This is a genomic window from Ferribacterium limneticum (assembly GCF_020510565.1).
Classification (GTDB): domain Bacteria; phylum Pseudomonadota; class Gammaproteobacteria; order Burkholderiales; family Rhodocyclaceae; genus Azonexus; species Azonexus limneticus_B.
Map to the genome: position 1 here is coordinate 775,768 of NZ_CP075189.1, position 18,026 is coordinate 793,793.

At 55.3% G+C, this 18,026-nt stretch carries 17 protein-coding genes; 16 read left to right on the forward strand and 1 reads right to left on the reverse strand.

The annotated features are described in order from the left end of the window. The first annotated feature begins 23 nt into the window (after positions 1-23). The 10 genes from KI610_RS03750 to KI610_RS03795 all read left to right on the forward strand — a co-directional run bounded on the left by KI610_RS03750 (position 24) and on the right by KI610_RS03795 (position 9,114). Positions 24-2,462: a heavy metal translocating P-type ATPase gene (locus tag KI610_RS03750; RefSeq protein WP_226497351.1), complete on the forward strand. Its 2,439-nt coding sequence runs from the start codon at positions 24-26 to the stop codon at positions 2,460-2,462. Then, entirely contained in the window at positions 2,462-2,653 is a 192-nt protein-coding gene (gene ccoS / locus KI610_RS03755) for a cbb3-type cytochrome oxidase assembly protein CcoS (protein WP_226497352.1), read from the forward strand. The genes KI610_RS03750 and ccoS overlap by 1 nt, the downstream gene beginning before the upstream one ends. 291 nt (positions 2,654-2,944) lie before the next feature. Beyond that, positions 2,945-4,369: a cytochrome-c oxidase, cbb3-type subunit I gene (gene ccoN, locus KI610_RS03760; protein ID WP_226497353.1), complete on the forward strand. Its 1,425-nt coding sequence runs from the start codon at positions 2,945-2,947 to the stop codon at positions 4,367-4,369. A gap of 10 nt (positions 4,370-4,379) precedes the next feature. After that, complete coding sequence (gene ccoO, locus KI610_RS03765) at positions 4,380-5,021, forward strand: cytochrome-c oxidase, cbb3-type subunit II (protein ID WP_226498502.1); 642 nt, start codon at positions 4,380-4,382, stop codon at positions 5,019-5,021. Positions 5,022-5,026: 5 nt separating this feature from the next. Beyond that, positions 5,027-5,203 (forward strand): cbb3-type cytochrome oxidase subunit 3, encoded by a 177-nt coding sequence (locus tag KI610_RS03770; protein ID WP_226497354.1) that lies wholly within the window; start codon positions 5,027-5,029, stop codon positions 5,201-5,203. A gap of 14 nt (positions 5,204-5,217) precedes the next feature. Next, positions 5,218-6,117 carry a cytochrome-c oxidase, cbb3-type subunit III gene (ccoP, locus tag KI610_RS03775; RefSeq protein ID WP_226497355.1) on the forward strand — a complete coding sequence of 300 codons (900 nt, stop codon included), beginning with the start codon at positions 5,218-5,220 and terminating at the stop codon, positions 6,115-6,117. 129 nt (positions 6,118-6,246) lie between these two features. Next, positions 6,247-7,668, forward strand: coding sequence for a cytochrome c oxidase accessory protein CcoG (gene ccoG / locus KI610_RS03780; RefSeq protein WP_226497356.1), 1,422 nt, complete (start codon positions 6,247-6,249; stop codon positions 7,666-7,668). Between the two features lie 13 nt (positions 7,669-7,681). Beyond that, the gene (locus tag KI610_RS03785; RefSeq protein WP_226497357.1) at positions 7,682-8,191 is read left to right on the forward strand and encodes a FixH family protein; all 510 of its coding nucleotides are present in this window, start codon (positions 7,682-7,684) and stop codon (positions 8,189-8,191) included. 28 nt (positions 8,192-8,219) lie between these two features. Continuing rightward, complete coding sequence (locus KI610_RS03790) at positions 8,220-8,360, forward strand: DUF3149 domain-containing protein (protein WP_226497358.1); 141 nt, start codon at positions 8,220-8,222, stop codon at positions 8,358-8,360. A 106-nt stretch (positions 8,361-8,466) separates the two neighbouring features. Then, on the forward strand, positions 8,467-9,114 hold the full coding sequence (locus KI610_RS03795) for an energy transducer TonB (RefSeq protein ID WP_226497359.1): 648 nt from the start codon (positions 8,467-8,469) through the stop codon (positions 9,112-9,114). Positions 9,115-9,120: 6 nt separating this feature from the next. Here the strand turns inward: KI610_RS03795 and KI610_RS03800 are convergent, their stop codons facing one another. Next, positions 9,121-9,654 (reverse strand): NUDIX hydrolase, encoded by a 534-nt coding sequence (locus KI610_RS03800; RefSeq protein ID WP_226498503.1) that lies wholly within the window; start codon positions 9,652-9,654, stop codon positions 9,121-9,123. A gap of 168 nt (positions 9,655-9,822) precedes the next feature. Here KI610_RS03800 and motA point away from each other — a divergent pair, with 168 nt between their 5' ends. The 6 genes from motA (at position 9,823) to KI610_RS20065 (ending at position 18,002) form a co-directional block, all read left to right on the forward strand. Beyond that, entirely contained in the window at positions 9,823-10,680 is an 858-nt protein-coding gene (gene motA, locus KI610_RS03805; RefSeq protein ID WP_226497360.1) for a flagellar motor stator protein MotA, read from the forward strand. A gap of 27 nt (positions 10,681-10,707) precedes the next feature. After that, positions 10,708-11,655 (forward strand): flagellar motor protein MotB, encoded by a 948-nt coding sequence (motB, locus tag KI610_RS03810; RefSeq protein ID WP_226497361.1) that lies wholly within the window; start codon positions 10,708-10,710, stop codon positions 11,653-11,655. Positions 11,656-11,963: 308 nt separating this feature from the next. Beyond that, positions 11,964-12,329 (forward strand): response regulator, encoded by a 366-nt coding sequence (locus KI610_RS03815; protein WP_226497362.1) that lies wholly within the window; start codon positions 11,964-11,966, stop codon positions 12,327-12,329. A gap of 86 nt (positions 12,330-12,415) precedes the next feature. Beyond that, the gene (locus tag KI610_RS03820; protein ID WP_226497363.1) at positions 12,416-14,761 is read left to right on the forward strand and encodes a chemotaxis protein CheW; all 2,346 of its coding nucleotides are present in this window, start codon (positions 12,416-12,418) and stop codon (positions 14,759-14,761) included. Positions 14,762-14,776: 15 nt separating this feature from the next. Beyond that, the gene (locus KI610_RS03825) at positions 14,777-15,277 is read left to right on the forward strand and encodes a chemotaxis protein CheW (RefSeq protein WP_226497364.1); all 501 of its coding nucleotides are present in this window, start codon (positions 14,777-14,779) and stop codon (positions 15,275-15,277) included. Between the two features lie 28 nt (positions 15,278-15,305). Continuing rightward, positions 15,306-18,002, forward strand: coding sequence for a methyl-accepting chemotaxis protein (locus KI610_RS20065; protein ID WP_319004204.1), 2,697 nt, complete (start codon positions 15,306-15,308; stop codon positions 18,000-18,002). Positions 18,003-18,026: the final 24 nt, after the last annotated feature.

An 18,026-nucleotide genomic window follows, 5' to 3' on the forward strand; every position in this document is an offset into this window, starting at 1 on the left:
GCACTTCGGTGCCTTTTTATTTGATGCCCTCCGCTTCCTGTTATCACTGTGGCCTGCCGATTCCCGACGATGTCGATCTGTCGGTAAAAATCGACAGCGAGCCGCGGGCCATGTGCTGTTTCGGCTGCCAGGCGGTTGCGCAATCGATTGTCGATAACGGGCTGGCGGACTACTACCGTAGCCGCGACGCGATGCCCGAGTCGCCGCGCGAAGCGATGCCGGCGATCCTCGATCAACTGGTCATGTACGATCACGCCGAGTTCCAGAAAAGCTTTGTCAAGGAGCTTGGGCAAAACGAGCGCGAAGCTTCGTTGCTGCTTGAGGGCATCACCTGTTCCGCTTGTATCTGGTTGAACGAACAACATGTCGGCCGCTTGCCCGGCGTGACGGCGGTCAATATCAATTACACGACCCGCCGGGCGCGCGTGCGCTGGGACGAAACCCGCATCAAGCTCTCGGATATTCTCGGCGCCATCGCTGCCATCGGTTATCGCGCCTACCCGTACGATGCGGCCAAGAACGAGGAAATCTCCCGCAAGGAACGGCGCGACGCCATGTGGCGCCTGTGGGTCGCCGGCTTCGGCATGATGCAGGTGATGATGTACGCCTATCCGGTCTATATCGCCGACGGTGATATGGCGCCTGACATCGAAAGCCTGATGCGCTGGGCCAGCCTGTTGCTCACTGTGCCGGTCATTTTCTATTCCTCGGCGCCGTTCTTCCGCAATGCGTGGCGCGATATCAAGCTGCGCCGGGTCGGCATGGATGTGCCGGTGGCGCTTGGCGTCGGTGCAGCTTTTGTTGCCAGTTGCTGGGCCACCTTTGTGCAGGCCGGCGAGGTCTATTTTGATTCGGTCACGATGTTCATCTTCTTCCTTCTTGGTGGCCGCTATCTGGAAATGACGGCACGCCAGAAGGCGGTCAGCGTGACGGAAGCGCTAGCTAGGCTGCTCCCGGCGTTTGCCCAAAAAATGCCAAAATTTCCGGTTGACCGTGACACTGAACAATGTGTTGTCGCCGACCTGCGTCAGGGTGACTACGTCATGGTTCGGGCTGGCGATATCGTCCCCGCCGATGGGCGAGTGATCGAAGGCGTTAGTTGTGCCAACGAGGCTTTGCTGACGGGCGAGAGCAAGCCCGTGCCAAAGTCGCCCGGCGAGCCAGTCACCGGCGGTTCAATCAATGCCGAGAGCCCGCTGGTTGTGCAGGTCGAGCAGGTCGGCGAAGGTACACGGCTGTCGGCCATCATTCAGTTGATGGAGCGGGCCGCCGCTGAAAAGCCGAAAATCGTTGTGCTGGCGGATCGTATCGCCAGCTATTTCGTCGCGGCGCTGCTTGCCGTGGCAATTCTTGTCGCGGTTGGCTGGTATTTCGTCGATCCCTCGAAGGCGTTGTGGATCACCGTTTCGGTCCTCGTCGTTACTTGCCCGTGCGCCCTGTCGCTGGCGACGCCGATTGCGCTGACCGTATCGGCGGGGGCGCTAGCCAAGGACGGCCTGCTGGTAACGCGCGGGCATGCCATTGAAACCTTGGCCAGAGCAACCCATTTTGTCTTTGATAAAACGGGTACCTTGACGACTGGGCACATGCATCTGGTAGACGTCTTTCCGATGGCTGGAGCAAGCCGGGAGGAGTGCCTCGTCATCGCCGCCGCCCTCGAACACGCCTCGGAACACCCGGTAGCATCCGCCCTGCGTCAGGCGGCAGGAGAGCAATTGCTTGAAACATCCGAGGTGGTCAGCGAGCCCGGGCAGGGCATCGAGGCGCTCGTTGCCGGTCGTCGTTGCCGCATCGGTCGCCCGGACTATGCACTCGCGCTGAGCGCCGCCAAACTGCCGGATGCCGCCCTTGACTGGCTGGAAAGCGGCGATACCGTTGTTGTGCTCGCAGATGAAAACGGTTGCTTGGCACTGTTCCGGATCGGCGACGAGTTGCGCCATGAGTCGGCGGCCTTGATCGCGGAACTTAGGGCGGCGGGAAAAAAAGTGATTCTGTTGACTGGCGATGCGCCAGCAGTGGCTAATCGTGTTGCCAGCAAGCTGGGAATCACCGACGTTCGGGCGGGTGTTACTCCGCAGGGCAAGCACGATTGTGTCACCGGCCTTCAGGCGGAGGGGGCCGTTGTTGCCATGCTCGGCGATGGTGTCAATGACGCGCCGGTTCTGGCTCTGGCACAGGTTTCCGTCGCCATGGGCGGGGGCGCACAACTGGCCAGAACACAGTCTGATTTCATTCTTCTCTCCGAAAACCTGGATCACCTGCGTCACGGTTTGCGGCGGGCCCGGAAAACCCTGCAAGTGATCCGCCAGAATCTCTGGTGGTCCTTCGCGTACAATTTTGTTGCTCTGCCATTGGCTATAACGGGCTACGTAACTCCTTGGATTGCCGGCATCGGCATGTCGGCCAGTTCGTTGCTGGTTGTCCTCAATTCACTGCGCATTCAGCGTGTGGAGACAGATTGATGGAAAGTGTATATCTACTTATCCCGGTTTCGGTTCTTCTGGTTTTCGGGATCGCCTTGGCTTTCTGGTGGTCAGTGCGCAGCGGCCAGTTCGATGACCTCGAAGGGCCGGGATTTCGTGTGCTGATGGACGAAGATCAACCAAAGCCACCAGTCGATCCAGCAGAAATTAACAAACGAGAGAATGGTTGACCTGCGTCAACGTAGGAGGCGGCAACGCTAGGCAAAATAACCTCATTGTGAAGCGAGCGCTTCACTGCAATTCTCTGTTGGGGTTGGGGTGCGTTACGACGCACCCTTTTTTTGTCCTGGCTCCGCATGTCAAGCGCCACACCTAGATATTTTGGACTATCTGCCTTAGATAATAGGTAGGTTGATCTAGGTCAAAACAGCGCCCCTGAACTAGAATAACATCGCTTTCCATGTGCCCCCTTGGGTTAAGGGAGGTGGGCATTCCGTTTTTTCTTTACGAGAGGTGGGTTCATGTCTGGAACGAAAACCACATATAACGATAAAGTCGTACGGCAATTCGCTGTCATGACTGTTATTTGGGGCATTGTTGGCATGCTGGTTGGTGTCATCATCGCCGCGCAGTTGGTCTGGCCGGAGCTGAATATTGGCTTCCTGCACTTTGGCCGTTTACGCCCGTTGCATACCAACGCTGTTATTTTCGCGTTTGGTGGCTGCGCTCTGTTTGCAACGTCTTACTGGTGTGTTCAGCGCACCGGGCACACCCGCTTGTGGGGTGGTCCGCTGATTCCATTTACTTTCTGGGGTTGGCAGCTTGTCATTCTGTTGGCTGCAATTACTTTGCCCTTGGGTTTTACCCAGGGTAAGGAATATGCCGAGCTGGAATGGCCAATTGATATCCTGATCACGCTGGTCTGGGTTTCCTACGCAATTGTGTTCTTCGGCACCATCGGCAAGCGGACTGTTTCTCACATTTATGTGGCGAACTGGTTCTTTGGCGCGATGATCATCGCCGTTGCCCTGTTGCACCTGGGTAATAGCGCTGTGCTGCCGGTCTCGTACCTGAAGTCCTACTCGGCCTACGCCGGTGTTCAGGATGCCATGATTCAGTGGTGGTATGGCCACAACGCTGTAGGCTTCTTCCTGACAGCTGGCTTCCTCGGCATGATGTACTACTTCGTGCCGAAACAAGCTGGTCGCCCGGTTTACTCTTATCGTCTGTCCGTGGTTCACTTCTGGGCGCTGATTTTTACGTACATGTGGGCGGGCCCTCACCATCTGCATTACACCGCTCTGCCTGACTGGACTCAGTCTGTCGGTATGGTCTTCTCGCTGATTCTGCTGGCTCCGTCCTGGGGTGGCATGATCAACGGCATCATGACCCTGTCCGGTGCCTGGCATAAGCTGCGCGACGATCCTGTCCTGAAGTTCCTGATCACCTCGCTCTCCTTCTACGGTATGTCTACGTTTGAAGGTCCGATGATGTCGATCAAGACGGTCAATGCGCTGTCGCACTACACGGACTGGACTGTTGGTCACGTGCACTCCGGTGCTCTTGGCTGGGTGGCGATGGTTTCCATCGGCTCCATGTACTACCTGCTACCGAAGCTCTTTGGCAAGACCGAAATGTATAGCACCAAGCTAATGACGACCCACTTCTGGGTTGCGACTATTGGCACTGTGCTCTATATCGCTTCTACCTGGATTTCCGGCGTTATGCAGGGGCTGATGTGGCGTGCAGTTAATGCTGACGGCACGCTGGCTTACAGCTTCGTCGAGTCCGTCAAGGGTTCCTACCCGTTCTGGGCGATCCGTTGGTTGGGTGGTGTTCTGTTCCTAGGCGGTATGCTGATCATGGCCTACAACATGTTCAAGACCATGGCTGGTGGAAACACCAAGGACACGCCGGTGATCGTTCCGGTTGGTCATCACGCCTGATTAGGGGGGAATAACAATGCTCAAACACGAACAAATTGAAAAGAGCGTAACGCTCCTTATCATTCTTACGCTGTTGGTTGTGATCTGGGGTGGTTTGCTGGAAATTGTTCCGCTGTTCTTCCAGAAATCCACCACGACTCCGGTTGAAGGCACCAAGCCGTACGATGCTGTGCGTCTTGCTGGTCGCGACATTTATATCCGTGAAGGCTGCTACAACTGCCATTCACAGATGATTCGTCCGTTCCGTGCCGAAACCGAGCGCTACGGTCACTACTCAGTTGCGGGCGAGTACGTTTATGATCACCCGTTCCAGTGGGGCTCCAAGCGTACCGGTCCTGACATCCATCGCGTTGGCGGCCGTTACTCTGACGAGTGGCAGCGCGCTCACCTGATCAATCCTCGTGACGTGGTTCCCGAGTCCAACATGCCTGCCTTCGCCTTCCTGGGGAACACCAAGGCCAAGGATTCGGTTGGCGCCGACATCGAGAAGAAGATGCAGGTCATGCGCACCTACGCCAATGTCCGCGGTATTCCTACCTACTCTGACGAAGAGATCAAGGGTGCCAAGGCAGCTATCGGTGACAAGACCGAACTCGACGTCCTGATTGCGTACCTACAGGGCATGGGTACGGCACTGAAGAACGTCAAGTAATAGCCATGGACATCAACGATCTGCGTTCCATCGTTACGGTTGTCGGGTTGCTTTGCTTCCTGGGAATCGTGGGGTGGGCCTACGGCAAGGGTAGCAAGAAGGGGTTTGAGGAAGCTGCCAACTTGCCGTTCGCGGAGCATGATGATCAGGGTGCGACGTCAAAGCCGTCGCACCCCCGCTGAAAAAAGGAAAGCAAATGAGCGATTTCGTTAGCGATTTTTGGAACATGTACGTGGTTGTGATTGTGGTGGGTAGCATTCTCGCCTGCGCAATTCTTCTCTACATGCAGGGTAAGGCGACCTTCACCCCAGGCAAGACGATGGGGCACGTTTGGGATGAAACATTGGAGGAGTACAACAATCCAATGCCCAAGTGGTGGAGCTGGATGTTCATCATCACGGTTATCTTCGCCTTCGTTTACCTCGCGCTGTATCCGGGCTTGGGTAATTACAAGGGCATGCTGGGCTGGACGTCAGGTGGTCAGCACAAGGCAGAAGTCGACAAGATGGATGCTACGGTCAAGCCACTGTTCGACAAGTTCATGGCCATGGATGTCAAGGCTGTTGCCGGCGACAAGCAAGCCATGGAAATGGGCAAGCGCCTGTACCTGACCTACTGCATGCAGTGTCACGGTGCTGATGCGCGTGGTGCCAAGGGTTTCCCGAATCTGACCGACGCTGACTGGCAGTATGGCGGTGAGCCGGATCAGATCAAGGAAACCATTTCCAACGGCCGTATGGGCGTCATGCCTCCGCATGAGCAGTTGGGTGCAGATAGCATCAAGGATCTGGCCAACTACGTCCGTTCGCTGTCTGGCCTGCCGAATGACTCCGTGCGTTCTGCCAAGGGCAAGGAAACCTTTGCCTCTGCAGGTTGCGTCGGTTGCCACGGCATGGAAGCCACGGGTATGGCCGCTGTCGGTGCTCCCAATCTGACCGACAAGATCTGGTTGTATGGTTCTTCTGAAGCGACCATCACCGAAACGATCACCAAGGGTCGTCAGAACCAGATGCCTGCCTGGAAGGAATTCCTGGGCGACGCCAAGGTGCATCTGCTGTCAGCTTACGTGATCAGCCTGAGTCAAGGCGCCAAGTAATTGGTTGAAACGGGGCGGCATAGCCGCCCCGTTTTTCTTTTGTATTTGAAAATGCTGATTTGTATCTAAATTGCGTTGAAAAAACGCTGGGCACGGCACGCTCAGCGCAATTTAGATACGGATAAGACAATGACGGAACCCTCTAGCAATAGCCCTCACGCCAAATCTGCCGATACCCAGGTGGAAGTTTCTTTTTACGAGAAACACAAAAAGGTCTATATCCGTGACGTCAAGGGGTGGTGGAATAATTGGCGATGGGTTCTGGTCTGGGTTACCCAAATTCTTTTTTACTGTGCGCCGTGGCTCGAGTGGAATGGTCGTCAGGCCGTTTTGCTGCATCTGGTTGAACGAAAATTCTATTTGTTCGGACTTGTCCTGTGGCCCCAGGATGTTTTCTACCTGGCTTTGCTGCTTATCGTTTCTGCTTATGCGCTGTTCTTGTTCACGGCGATTGCCGGGCGCTTGTTCTGCGGGTATGCCTGTCCGCAGACCGTGTACACCGAAATATTCATGTGGGTTGAGAACCGGATCGAAGGAGAACGTTCGGCGCGCATGAAGTTGGACAAAGGGCCGATGACGGTTAGGAAATTCGGTCTGAAGGCTGCGAAGCACGCCATATGGTTGCTGATCTCACTATGGACGGGGTTTACGCTGGTTGCTTATTTCACGCCAGTAAGCGAACTGCTTGCCGCGCTGCCTTTTGGATTTTCCGGGTGGGAGCTGTTCTGGACCTTTTTCTATGGTGGCTTCTGCTACATGCAGGCCGGCTTCCTTCGGGAACAGGTTTGCAAGTATATGTGCCCCTATGCGCGTTTTCAGGGGGTTATGTTCGATCCCGATACGCTGATCATCACTTACGACCCGGAACGGGGGGAGCCGCGTGGCGCGCGCAAGAAGGCCGTGAATGCCAAGGAGGCTGGTCAGGGCGATTGCGTGGACTGTGGTTTGTGCGTGGTGGTTTGCCCGACCGGTATCGATATCCGTAAGGGGCAGCAATACGAATGTATCGGTTGCGGGGCGTGTATTGATGCTTGTGACCCGGTAATGGACAAGGTGGGGCTGCCCAGGGGGCTGATCCGCTATACTACGGAAAATGCGCTGACGAAGCACTTTACCTCCGAGGAGGTCATTGCGCATCTTGTTCGACCACGGATCATCCTGTACACGACGATTCTGACGGCTATCACGATTGCAGCAATCTGGTCCTTGGCGGTGCGCGTGCCCTTGAAGGTGGATGTTATTCGCGACCGTTCTCTCCTGGCGCGAGAGGCTGACGACGGGCGTATCGAAAACGTCTATAACCTAAAAATAATGAATACCACCGAAGAGCCAAAGCGATATGCATTGTCGGTTGAGGGTATGGAGGGGGTGGAAATTGTTGGTGACCGTATCGTTGAGGTTGCCAGTGCCGAGAACCATGAAGTGACCATCGTTGTTCGTGTGCCGCCGGAGTCCGGAAAGAAAGGCGCGAACACCATTTATTTTGATATCAAGGCCCAGAACCACGAGAAAATCGCGGTTCACGAAAAGGCCTCATTCCTGATGCCCTGACATGAGTAACGCAATGACATTGAAGAACGACAATCAACCTTGGTACAAGGAGCGCTGGCCCTGGTTTCTGATGGCTGGGCCGGGCATTGTTATCGTCGCAGGATTCATCACGCTATGGCTGGCCGTTGTCAGTAACGACGGTTTGGTGACGGATGACTATTACAAGCAGGGTTTGTCTGTTAATCAGAGCTTGCAGCGCGACCAAAAGGCCGGCAGCCTTGGCTTGCATGGCGATGTAATGCGTTCAGGCCCTAATTTGCGACTGTTGCTGAGCGCGGAACGCGACGCAACTTTTCCGTCGGAGATCACGTTCAAACTTGCGCATCCGACGCGTGCCGGACAGGACCAGTTGGTCAAGATGACTTTGGAAGGACAGGGCTTCTATAGTGGCAAGCTGGCTACGGAAGTCTCTGGGCGTTGGCTTGTTTCGATTGAGGATCCCGCGGCTCAATGGCGGCTCCAAGGCAATTGGCAGGCTGATTCGGTGGAACCGTTGCGCCTGACGGCGCGCACGGGAAATTAGTTTTTTATTTGTTACTGGGAGGTGACATATGGCGTGGGAACTTTTGTTTAGCAGCGATTTTGGTCTGATGAGCTTCGCCGTGATCGTGGGTGTTCTGGTCATTGGTGTAGTCATGGGCAAGATGTACTCCAACAAGATGGACGAAGATTCACGCAAGGCCGGCAAGTAAGGCGCCGCCCTGCGCGTCGCTCGTTGAGTGATGGCAGCTATAAACCCCTGATTTGCTTAGCGGATCAGGGGTTTGTTTTTTGTGTCGAAAACGGTAAAACTGGCGCATGCTGATTCGTGCCATAGTCATTTCCGTTTTGTTGCATGTGGTGATCCTGGTGTCGCCGAATTATCTTGGCGAACTGGCTCGGACAGCGCCTGACGGCGATGGAGTGAGCGCCTTGAGTGTGGTCATTGCCTCTCAGCGCGGGATTGATTCGCTTGATCCCGGAATTCGCAAGGCTGCGATGATCAAAGCTCGGGCTGCCGTTCGAGCTCCCGACGCACCACCCAAATCAACAGCAGAAAATTTCAATTTTGGCCCATTTTTCCGGTCGACCGTAGAGCCTGCTGTTTCCGGAGAGGCGAGGTCGGATCGCTCGCTTGAGGTGACTCCGATTGATGTGCCAGTGGCCTCAGTTGAGGAAATTGGGCGGTATCGATTGAACGTTGCACGGAGCGCCCGCCAGTTCAAGGTCTATCCCCCTCTGGCTCGGGAGAAGGGGTGGGAAGGCGTGGTCCAGGTCTCGGTTTCCATGCCAACAGGACAGGGGACCCCGATGGTCTCGCTGGTTAACTCATCCGGTTACGAATTACTTGATTCCCAGGCGCTTGAAATGGTTACGCAGGCGGTCAATCTGGCGGTTTTGCCGGAGGGCATGCGGGGCCGGCGTATGGCGATTTCCTTGCCGGTGGAATACCGCCTCGGCGACTGACGAGGCCTATGTGGCCAGAATTTCGGATTCGTGAAAGCCGAATGTACCTTTTGCGCGATCAGCAAGGTATCGCTCAAGGCACAAGCTGACGCTGCGAAACGCCAGTTCATTCCAGGGAATCTCCTCTGGGTGGCACAGGCTGACTTCAAGGCTCTCCTCGCCAGCAGAAAAGTGCGGGCTGCTCATGCGGCCGCGATAGAACAAATGGACCTGGTTGATATGAGCGATGCTGATCATGGCGAACGGTGCATCAATCAGAATCCTCGCTCCCGCTTCTTCGTGTGTTTCCCGAATCGCTGCCTGCGCCGTGGTTTCGCCATTTTCCATGAAGCCGGCAGGAAGTGTCCAGAAGCCGTGTCGTGGCTCGATGGCACGGCGGCAGAGCAGGATTCTATCCTCCCATTCCGCGACGCAACCGACCACCAGACGCGGGTTTTCATAGTGGATGTATCCGCACGTATCACACACGTGTCGCGGTAGCGAATCTCCCGGAGGAATAGCCAAGCTGACATGTGCGCCGCAGTGGTTGCAGTATTGGATCATGGGCTGTGGATCGGTGTCGTAATATGCTTCAGTCTACCACCGGGCATTTCCGCCAAGTCGGCTCTCTCTTTCTTTGCACGCCGGCAATTCAAGTGGCTACAATAGCGAAAACCAATTACTGGGCGGATCTGCGCTGGTTTTTGCCGGCGCGACAGGGGGCTTTGCATGTTTCTGATTGTTGGTTACGTCATCATTCTGGCCTCGGCGCTGGGAACGTATGCACTGCACGGGAGTCTCCTCGCGCTATGGGTGCCGACCGAGTACGTCGCGATTATCGGTTTGACCATCGGTTACTTCGTTGCGGCCAATGACATCAAGATCATCAAGGCGACGGTTGGTGCCGTTCCTGGCATTCTCAAAGGATCAAAATACAACAAGGCATTCTATGTCGATGCCTTGGCCATGCTTTTCGAAATCCTCGGCAAGGTGCGCAAGGAAGGTCTGATGTCCATCGAGGGGGATATCGAAAATCCCGAAGCCAGCCCGATTTTCAGCAAATATCCGAATCTGGTGCATGACCATCATGTGATGGAATTTACTTGCGACTACCTTCGGATGATGGTCGGCGGGAATCTGAATACGGTTGAAATCGAAAGCTTGATGGATGTCGAGCTGGAAACACATCATCACGAAGCAGCGGAACCCGGTCATGTCGTGGCCAGCATTGCTGGTGCCGTGCCGGCCTTCGGTATCGTGGTGGCGGTGATGGGCGTCGTGAACGTGATGGGGTCGGTGGGCAGCCCACCAGCCGTGCTGGGGAAAATGATCGGCGGGGCGCTGGTCGGAACCTTTCTCGGTATCCTGATTTCCTACGGCTTCGTCGAGCCGGTTGCCAAACTGCTGGAACAAAAGGCCGCCGAAGGGGCGACGATCTACAAGACCATCAAGATGGTTCTATTGGCCTCCATGTCCGGCTATGCACCACAGGTCGCCATCGAGTTCGGTCGCAAGACCCTGGGTTCGCATGAACGCCCCAGCTTTATCGAACTTGAGGAAGAGCTGAAAGCTCGAAAAGGCAAATAGCATGTCGTCAGTCATTAGATAAATACGATGAGCGACGATTCGACACGCCCCATAGTTATCAAGCGCAAGAAGGTTGTTGCCGGCGGAGCGCATGGCGGCGCCTGGAAGATCGCCTATGCCGACTTCGTGACGGCAATGATGGCCTTCTTCCTGTTGATGTGGCTGCTTGGCTCGACTGCCAAGGGTGACCTTCAGGGGATTGCCGACCATTTCCAGAATCCGCTGAAAGTTTCCATGCAGGGCGGTAGTGGCTCGGGCGATGCGACCAGCGTCCTTCAGGGGGGCGGGAAGGATTTGACGCGTCAGTCCGGGCAAGTCAAGCGCGGCGATGTTGAGGCCAAGAAATCAACTTCTTTCTCTAAGGAAGCTCAGGCCGAATTTCGCCGCAAGGAGCAGGAGCGCCTGGAGAGTCTGAAGGCTGAGATCGAAAAAATGATCGAGCAGAGCCCCCAATTGGCCCAGTTCAAAAAGCAGATGTTGCTCGATATAACCTCAGAGGGGCTGCGCATCCAGATCATCGACGAGCAGAATCGGCCGATGTTTGATTCCAGCAGTGCCGATCTCAAGCCCTACACGCGCGATATCCTGCGCCAGATTGGCCAAGCGCTGAACGGTGTGGCAAATCGGATCAGTCTCGCCGGACACACTGATGCATCGCAGTTTTCCGGTGGCGAAAAGGGTTTCTCAAATTGGGAACTCTCTGCCAATCGGGCAAATGCATCCAGGCGCGAGTTGGTCCTTGGTGGCATGGACGACAGCAAGGTAATACGTGTCGTCGGCCTCGCCTCGACTGTTCTTTTTGACAAAAACGACCCGCTGAATTCTGTTAATCGGAGAATCAGTATCGTTGTCCTGAATCGCAAGACGGAGACAGCCATTTTGCAGGAAGAAGGACCCGAGTCTGAGGCCGGTGAGGAGGAGCTTCTTCCTGAAGGCTTGAAACTGCCTGGCGCTGGAAAAGGCACTGCCGGATAACAGGTCGGCGTGCTGCCCCAAACGAGTGGCAACATCGAACGGCAGCGGAAAATTTCGTTTGAGCGAACCGGGCTGATCCCCGACCTGAGTAAATCATCCCGGAAACAAGGATTAGCCTGAACTTTTTCGCGACAAAACGGCGTGATGTCCGCGGGAGTATGGGAGGCTCTCTCTGCCAGCCGTTCTCACGTTGACCATATTTCGCAAAAAACCAGTGTCGTTTCGCAAAAAATGGACAATAATCCTGTTAGTCAAACCAGCTTCGCCCGCGGCGGAGTTGCGTTGTTCTGAATATTCACGAGGAAAAAATGGCAAAAACCATTCTTGCAGTTGACGATTCCGCATCCATCCGTCAGATGGTCTCCTTTACCTTGAAGAGTGCGGGTTACGACGTGGTTGAAGCCGTCGACGGGCAGGATGGCCTCGATAAAGCCAAGACCAAGAGCATCAACCTGGTTTTGACTGACCAGAACATGCCCCGCATGGATGGGCTGACCTTGATCAAAAGTCTTCGGGGGATGCCGCAATACGCCTCGACCCCCATTCTGATGCTGACTACCGAGTCTTCAGATGCGATGAAATCGCAAGGGCGTGCAGCCGGTGCCACCGGTTGGCTGGTCAAGCCTTTCGACCCCCAAAAACTGATCGAAGTCGTACGCAAGGTGATCGGCTAAGCGAAGCCGGCGGACCTGTAACAGGGCAGGTCTTTTGCATTCAATTTTCGGCCTTCCATTTGTAGGGGCCGAGATCAGGGGGTGGCATGACTATCGACATGAGTCAGTTCTACCAGGTATTTTTTGAGGAGTCGGCAGAGCACTTGGCAACAATGGAGGGGCTGCTGCTTGAACTGGACGTCGAAAATCCGGATTCTGAGCAACTCAATGCCATTTTTCGTGCTGCTCACTCCATCAAGGGAAGTGCGGGAACGTTCGGTTTTACCGATCTGGCTGAGACAACTCACATCCTGGAGAACCTGCTGGACAGGATTCGCAAGCAGGAACTGGGATTGCGGGCCGATATGGTTGACGCCTTTCTTGAATCAGGCGATCTCCTGCGTGAAATGCTCGAAGCCCATCAAGGGCAAGGAGAGGTCGATCCCCTGCGCGTGGAGTCGATTTGTGCCCGCCTTCGTCAGCTATCGGCCGGCGATGTTGCGCCAGTCGCACCGCCGCCGAGGGCGGCGTCAGGCAATGTGGCGAGTGCCCAGGAAATACCTGTTGGCAAGCGCACTTTCGATATCCAGTTTGTCCCAACGGATGTGTCGGCCCGCGGTAACGGCGTGGCCAGTCTTCTCGATGAGCTGCGTTCATTGGGGGCTTTGGAAATACTGAGCCAGCCGGCATCGGATATGAATAATGTCGGCTACTGGCAACTTCGTTTGGTTACCGCGGCTGAACAGAGCGATTTTTCCGATCAGATTGATTTCATTGCAGAAAATGGTGCTTGGCGGGTGGTTGAAGAAACTGCTGCTGATGACGAGGGGGGCGCTTTCGGGTTCTTTGGTGATTCACCAGGGGCGCCAGAGGATGATCCCGGTTATGGTTTCTTTGCTCCGTTAGATGCTGTGCCGGGCGCTGCTGCGGGTACTGACGCCGCTGTGGCCTGGAATGAGTCTTATGGATTTTTTGATCCACCGCCACAGGCTGGTGAGATTGTGCCTGCCGTCACTGCAGCGCTGAGCGAAGATGGTGATGGTTACGGCTTCTTTGCGCCGTTACCTTCTCAAGCCCCGGCGCAGCCTCTGGCCGAGGAGGGGGATGGCTTCGGCTTTTTCGAGCCGCTGGCGCCTGTTTCTGTTTCTTCTGCCCCCGTTTCATCTACTAGCCTTCCTGGCCGACCTTCTGTTCAGGTTCTTGCAGAAAAAAAAGTGGGAGAGCTGCATCCTCGTGCTGCCAAGTCGGTGACTCCAACTGCGGCGGCAGACTCATCGATTCGCGTCAGTGTTGAAAAAGTCGATCAGTTGATCAATCTGGTCGGCGAATTGGTCATTACGCAGGCGATGCTCTTGCAGACGGCCGCGCAGATGCAGGAGGGCGCGCCAGAACGCCTGGTCAATGGTTTGACTCAACTGGAGCGAAATACCCGCGATTTGCAGGAATCGGTAATGTCCATCCGGATGATGCAGATTTCCTTTGTTTTTTCACGCTTTCCGCGTGTCGTCCGTGATCTCTCCGGCAAGCTTGGCAAGCAGGTTGAGTTGAAAACGTCTGGAGAAACGACGGAACTCGACAAGGGGCTAATCGAGCGGATCGCCGATCCCTTGACTCACCTGATTCGCAATAGCCTCGATCACGGTATCGAATTGCCGGAAGCGCGGATTGCAGCAGGCAAAAATCCGGTCGGGACTATCACCTTGAAGGCCTACCATCAGGGAGGAAATGTTGTCATCGAGGTCGGTGATGATGGCGCTGGCTTGCCCCGCAACAAGATATTGGCCAAGGCTCGTGAGCGCGGACTACCGGTTTCCGATCAGATGACTGACTCGGAGGTTTTCAATCTTATTTTCGAAGCCGGCTTCTCGACGGCCGATCAGGTCACTGACGTATCCGGGCGTGGCGTGGGTATGGATGTCGTCCGCCGCAATATTCAGTCCATGGGTGGCCGCGTAGAAATTGAGTCGATGTTGGGTGTCGGCACGCGGATGACAGTTCGATTGCCGCTGACGCTGGCTATTCTCGATGGAATGTCTATCGCAGTTGGTGACCAGACCTACATTCTGCCGCTGTCATATGTGGTGGAGTCGTTTCAGCCACAGTTGGGCGACATCAAGACTTTATCGAATCAGGCGCGGGTCATTCAGGTTCGCGGCGACTATCTACCCGTAGTGGTACTGCACGAATTATTCAATATCAAGTCGCATTCGAGCAATTTCGCGCAAGGCATCATGGTTGTTGTCGATGCGGATGGTATCAAGGCAGCTCTTTTCGTCGATGCGCTGGTTGGTCAGCACCAGGTGGTCATCAAGAGCCTGGAGGCGAACTATCGCCGTGTGCAGGGGATTTCCGGCGCGACCATCATGGGTGACGGCCATGTGGCGCTCATTCTGGATGTGTCGGCCATTGCCGGCATGGCGAAGACAAGCCTGCAAAAGCTGGCTGACGGTTGAATTGAGGAGCAAGAGATGGAAGCGATGAGCCATGGCAGTAGCCCGGCAAACGAAGATGATCTGGTGGCCAGTGAGTACCTGACCTTCACGCTGGGTAGCGAAGAGTACGCAATCGATATCCTCAAGGTTCAGGAGATTCGAGGTTACGAGCCGCCGACGCTGATCGCCAATGCCCCGCCATTCATCAAGGGGGTGATCAACTTGCGCGGCATTATCGTGCCCGTCGTTGATCTGCGGATCAAGTTCAATCTCGGCAAGATCGAATACACGCCCTTCACTGTAGTCATCATCCTCAATGTGGCCGGGCGCGTCATCGGTGCTGTGGTCGACAGCGTTTCCGACGTGTTTTCTCTGACGCGCTCGCAAATTCGCCAAGCACCTGATTTTTCAGGGATGTTTGATACCAAATACATACTTGGTCTGGCCACGGTCGATTCACGCATGATGATTGTTACGGATATCGAACGCCTGATGACCAGTGCCGATATGGCGCTCATCGACTCGGCCAGCGAGTAACGCGCAGCCCTCATTCAGGAGCCGTAGTATGTTGAATTTACGCAATTTCAAAATTGGCACCCGTCTGATCATGACGACTGTCGGTGCCTTGGCACTGATGATTGCCTTTGTGGCCATTGCTTGGCTCAGCCTGAATTCGATTAGCGACAAGGTTGATCACATAGCGAACAACAACATCAAGAAAACCGAACTGGCCGTCAACATGCGTACGCGCAATCTCTTGATTGACAGGAGTGTGCGTACGGCAATGATCCATGAGGAAATCGAGAAGCAGCAAGATGAGGAGAAGCAGGTTAAAGCCGAACTCCTGGCGTACATGGAATCCGAAAAACAGATCGGCGGCACAGTGGGCTCGGCGCGCGGGAAGGAAATACATGAGCGCATCGTGGTCGCAAGAAAGGAGGCCGAAGCATCTATTTCTCGGATGTTTGTGCTCATCAAGGCAGGGAACCGACCGGAACTCGAAGATTATTTTTTCGCTGCTTTTCGCCCGAAAATGCAAGGGTGGTTCGAAGCGGCTGACGAAATGCTACAGCTGCAAAAAGAGAACAATCTTCGTGATGTAGCCGAGATCGACACGGTCAAGTCGCGTGTTCAAACCACCATGTTGCTGATGGTTGGCTTGGCGTTGATTATCATGATTCCGGCCGGGATGTGGGTTACACGTCAGATTACCGGCCCCTTGGACGAGGCGGTCGGTGTGGCCGATGCCGTTGCCGCAGGTCATCTGGAAAATACAATTGATGTCGGTGGTAACGATGAAACTGCGCATTTGATGCGTGCGCTCAGTCGCATGCAGACCGATCTTAGAGCGCGCACCGAAGCGGAGCACAAGGTGGCCAACGAGGCGCTACGCATCAAAGTGGCTCTCGATGTGACTTCAAACAGCGTGATGGTTGCCGATCCGGATGGGGTGATCGTTTATTGCAACGCAGCGGTCCTCGACATGATGCGTGTTGCCGAGGCAGATATCCGCAAGGAGTTGCCAGCTTTCCGAGCTGATTCGATTCTTGGGGCCAATTTCGATATCTATCACAAGAATACGGCGCATCAGCGCAACCTGCTGGCTGGACTCAAGGGCATGCATCGCGCGCAAATAATAGTTGGGGGCCGTACTTTCAAACTGGTGGCCAGCCCTATTGTTAACGAGCGGAATGAACGTCTTGGCACCGTCGTCGAGTGGACTGATCGCACCGCCGAGGTAGCAGTCGAAGAAGAGGTCAGCGGCATCATTGCGGCTGCGGCTTCCGGTGATTTCTCGCGGCGCATTGATGCGAGTGAGATGAGTGGCTTCTTCCGGCAGATTTCTACTGGCATTAACGATCTTCTCGATGTGAATAGTCAGGCCTTGGGCGATGTCGGGACCATGCTGGCCCGTCTTTCGAAAGGCGATCTGACTCGCAAGATCGATACCCAGTATCAGGGCGTCCTGGGTCGATTGAAAGATGATGCCAATGTCACGGTCGACAACCTGCAGGAGATCATTTTCTCGATCAAAAGCGCTACCGATGCCATCAATACGGCAGCTCAGGAGATTGCCTGCGGCAACCAGGATCTTTCCGGGCGTACCGAGCAGCAGGCATCCAGTCTTGAGGAAACGGCTTCGAGCATGGAGCAGTTAACCAGCACGGTTAAACAAAACGCTGACAATGCTCGCCAGGCCAACGAGCTGGCGAGCAATGCGCAGAGGGTGGCAGAAAAAGGTGGGCAGGTGGTTGGGCAGGTGGTGGAAACCATGGGTGCCATCCATCTGGCCTCAAACAGGATTTCCGACATCATCAGCGTTATCGATGGTATTGCCTTCCAGACAAACATATTGGCCCTCAATGCGGCGGTCGAGGCGGCTCGTGCCGGTGAGCAGGGGCGTGGTTTTGCCGTGGTCGCGACTGAAGTACGAAATCTGGCCCAGCGCAGTGCTGCTGCGGCCAAGGAAATCAAGGGCCTGATTTCCGACTCCGTCGAAAAGGTGCAAACCGGTGGACGTTTGGTCGATCAGGCTGGACAAACCATGGGAGAGGTAGTGGCGAGCATCCAGCGCGTAGCCAAGATCATGGCCGATATTTCTTATGCCAGCCGCGAGCAGACGGCGGGTATCGAGCAGGTTGGTCTGGCAATAGGGCAGATGGATGAGATGACTCAGCAAAATGCTGCACTGGTCGAACAGGCGGCAGCTGCAGCCGAAAGCCTCGAAGAACAGGCGCGTAACCTGGCTGAGTCGGTTGCTGTATTCCGTCTTTCTGGCGGACTGGTCATTAAAGGGCAGTCAGAGCTGGCCGGATTGGACTTTGATGGTGCGATAGCCGCACATGGCAAATGGAAGCAACGCCTGCTTGATTACGTATCCGGTGGCGGAGAGCAGCTTGACCCGGCTGTGGTTGGGCGTGACGATCAGTGTGCGCTCGGCTGCTGGATTCACGGCGATGGTCGCGCGCTGCGTGGAAATGCTGGGTATACCGAGCTCAAGGGCGAGCACGCGGGCTTCCATCGCTGTGCAGCGGAAGTAATACGTACCCAGTTGGCGGGAAATAGTGATGGGGCCAGGGCACAAATATCCGGCGAGTTTTCCAATAGATCGGCGCGGGTGATCGGATTGTTGCAGAGCATGCGTGGTGGTGGAAAAAGCACGCCTTCCAGGCAACTGGCTGTTGCTGTTCCACGGAACATCCCCGCCGCAAAGACGCCGGCGCTCGCCGTGCCTGATGAAGACGAGTGGGAAGAGTTCTAAAACGACAGGTTCATAGAGAAAAAC